We start from the raw sequence: 2,669 nt of genomic DNA on the forward strand, positions 1-2,669 counted from the left end.
TGACGCGCGTATTACATCAGGGCCAGAGCAAAAAACCGCTCATCTATCAGGCCGTATAGATACACGCAAGCTTACCTACTGGTTGAAATCAAATTCTTCTTGCAAAACGGGTGGAGTCCATAGATACCGTGTTGAGTCGTCAGATTGCGGGGCAGAAAACGGTCATTCAAATCCCATCGATTCTTTGCGCCATCTGCTCGATACAAGGCAACGTTAAAACAAACTATAGCGAATGGTTAATGATGCTGGAACATGACCGTACTCATCAGCTGGAAACGGGAAGGAGTGGCTAATGCCGCGTTTTACGGCCTCATCAAAATTAGTATTGCCTGAGGTTTTTATCACCTGCGGGTCACCGTTTGACGACCCATCTGGTAATAAATTGATTTTAATCTCTAATGTTGCATTTTCGAGTGGTTGATTATTAGGTGGAACGTAATCAACGTTTTTCTTAATTGTACCTATCACTTTTTTGACATATTGGATGTTGATTAACTGTGCATCAGAAATACAGCTGAATTCAAGCCGCGCAGATGGCGGTTGTTCAGATGTAGGTTCCAATCGATTTGATTTAATAAGTTGAAAGTGACCCGATCTAGATTTGCAAAACTCAACCGCCTCTTTAGTTGCTGCAACCATTTGCTCTACCCCTGAGCCACTATTATTGGTACCCTGAACGGAAACTAAGTAGTTCTTATCGCCAATTGTCGTTACTACAGCGTCTGCATTGCAAAATATAAAAACTGCAGCAAACAAGACAGTCCTTTTCATATTGACCCCAATAATTTAATTTTTATCCAATCAACTTTGACCGTATCACGCCCGGAAGAGACGGTCGAGGTGCTACATTGCGGTCAGTCAAATTTGCAGAGTCCCTCACCGTCGACACTATAGTCATTTGTTCAAATAGATAAACACGCAATGCCACATTCTATTAGACCAAACTTTTAAAAGAGTGGCTCCACCATTCACAAATAAAACATCCATGTGTGAGGTGGTCATTCCTGCAATCGGACTTGTGAGACTTTCTTGCTGCACTAAATAAAAGGATGCCATATGAGAGACGTCGTTAGGCTGTTGCCCATATTCGTGCTTAGGTGGAGTACTTGTATTGGGTATTTTTGGATAATATTTTGAAATTTGAGTTTCATCCAATCCAAATTTAATTTTTTTTACTATCTCAATAATCTGTTCCTGCTCATTTGTATCCAGATCCTTAATTGCATCAACACAATCTGTCGGATGACAGTTAACAAGAATATTTTTTTTATCTTTTGAGATATCAGCTGCCAGCAAATGGGAGGAAGCAATAAACATGAAGAACACTACTGATAACTTTAAAATGGAGCTGGGCATATATATTTCTACTTTATAAAAAATTTAATCATTCGGATTCCAAATGATCGATATTCGTTTTAGTCAAACGGGTTATTCATCTAGCATTTCACCGACCGTTTTGTGCCGAGGCCGTGTAAAAACAAGAATTCGCGCTGCAATTAAATTATTAGCGCTCAATCCGGCTTAGGAAGCAACTTACGACGCGTCAGTTTAATCGGAAATATTCTTTTTGAGCATCCCATTTTTTTGAGCGCGATTCATAAAACGGCCTAATTCGCGTTTAAATTAGCCTTGATTTAACGTATAAATCCCACCTCATCCCTGCACCGCCTGCATTAATGGTGCGATCCCGATAATTTTTATCATGCGCTTCATGTTGTACGCCAGCACATGCAAACTCATTTCGGTGGCCACGTGTTTTAGCGTTCGCATTAGGAAGTGCTGCGTGCCCATCCAGAATTTGATCGTGCCGAAGGTGTGCTCAACTGTTTCGCGGCGGATGCGCATCGCTTGCGGGAAATGATCCAAACGGCGCTGCATTTCATCTAGTACTGCTTCATTCTCCCAGCGTGATACGCGGCGTTGGGGACTTGGCGTGCATTGGCTTTTTAACGGACACGTTTTGCAGCCAGATGCCCAGTATTTATGTGAAGTTATTCCGCGTTCAACAACGGTCATGCGTTTAATTAGCTGTTGACCGGCTGGACAGCGATACACATCATTGCTCGCATCGTAGATGAAATCGTCTTTGCCGAAGCGTCCATCGGAGGTGGCATTCGATGTCACGCTCTTGGCGACAATCGCTTTGATGTTGGCTTGGTCGCAGGCCAGTATTTCGGTGTTCTTGTAATAGCCACGATCACCGATAGCGGTGAGTTCTTTGACTCCCATTGCGTCCCGTGCCTGGGTCGCCATATTGAATAATTGATCGCGGTCGTTGCCGTCGTTGCTCACTTCGTGTGCGACGATTAAATGGTGCTTGGTATCGACCGCGGTTTGTACGTTGTAGCCGACGATACCGCTGCCGCGTGTGCGCATCGAGCGTGCATCGGGATCGGTTTGGGATAATTGATTATCGGGTGTGTCGTCGAGCTGCTCTTTGATATGGGCAAGCTGTTTCATTTGCGTTTGGAGCTTGGCGATCTTTTGGTGTAGTCGCTCGGTACGTGCTTGTTTGATCTCCGGTTCGTGGCGATCTGCGGTATCTAATTCGGTTAAGTATTGGTTGATGCTGGATTCAATTTCCTTCATCCGATAGTCGACTTTGCCCTTGGTAAAATTCTTGTCACGGTTATTCACCGCTTTGAATTTACTGCCGTCGATTGTTACCA

General features: G+C 43.9%; 4 protein-coding genes. 1 reads left to right on the forward strand and 3 read right to left on the reverse strand.

The features are described 5' to 3' along the window. On the forward strand, positions 1 to 217 hold a 217-nt coding region (locus S2091_RS24340), incomplete at its 5' end, for a hypothetical protein (RefSeq protein WP_207769800.1). Here the strand turns inward: S2091_RS24340 and S2091_RS23650 are convergent. The 3 genes from S2091_RS23650 to S2091_RS23660 form a co-directional block, all read right to left on the reverse strand. Next, on the reverse strand, positions 214 to 771 hold the full coding sequence (locus S2091_RS23650; protein WP_105534434.1) for a TonB C-terminal domain-containing protein: 558 nt from the start codon (positions 769 to 771) through the stop codon (positions 214 to 216). The two genes, S2091_RS24340 and S2091_RS23650, sit on opposite strands and share 4 nt — an antisense overlap. A gap of 123 nt (positions 772 to 894) precedes the next feature. Next, entirely contained in the window at positions 895 to 1,356 is a 462-nt protein-coding gene (locus S2091_RS23655; protein WP_105534435.1) for a hypothetical protein, read from the reverse strand. Between the two features lie 297 nt (positions 1,357 to 1,653). Next, positions 1,654 to 2,669, reverse strand: a 1,016-nt coding sequence (locus S2091_RS23660) for an IS1182 family transposase (protein ID WP_105534436.1), incomplete at its 5' end; no start/stop codon positions are given.

The organism is Solimicrobium silvestre, assembly GCF_002976435.1.
Lineage (GTDB): Bacteria > Pseudomonadota > Gammaproteobacteria > Burkholderiales > Burkholderiaceae_D > Solimicrobium > Solimicrobium silvestre.

Coding starts and splice junctions, on each gene's coding strand:
- S2091_RS23650 (WP_105534434.1), bottom strand. CDS start 771: ATGAAAAGGACTGTCTTGTTTGCTGCAGTTTTTATATTTTGCAATGCA.
- S2091_RS23655 (WP_105534435.1), bottom strand. CDS start 1,356: ATGCCCAGCTCCATTTTAAAGTTATCAGTAGTGTTCTTCATGTTTATT.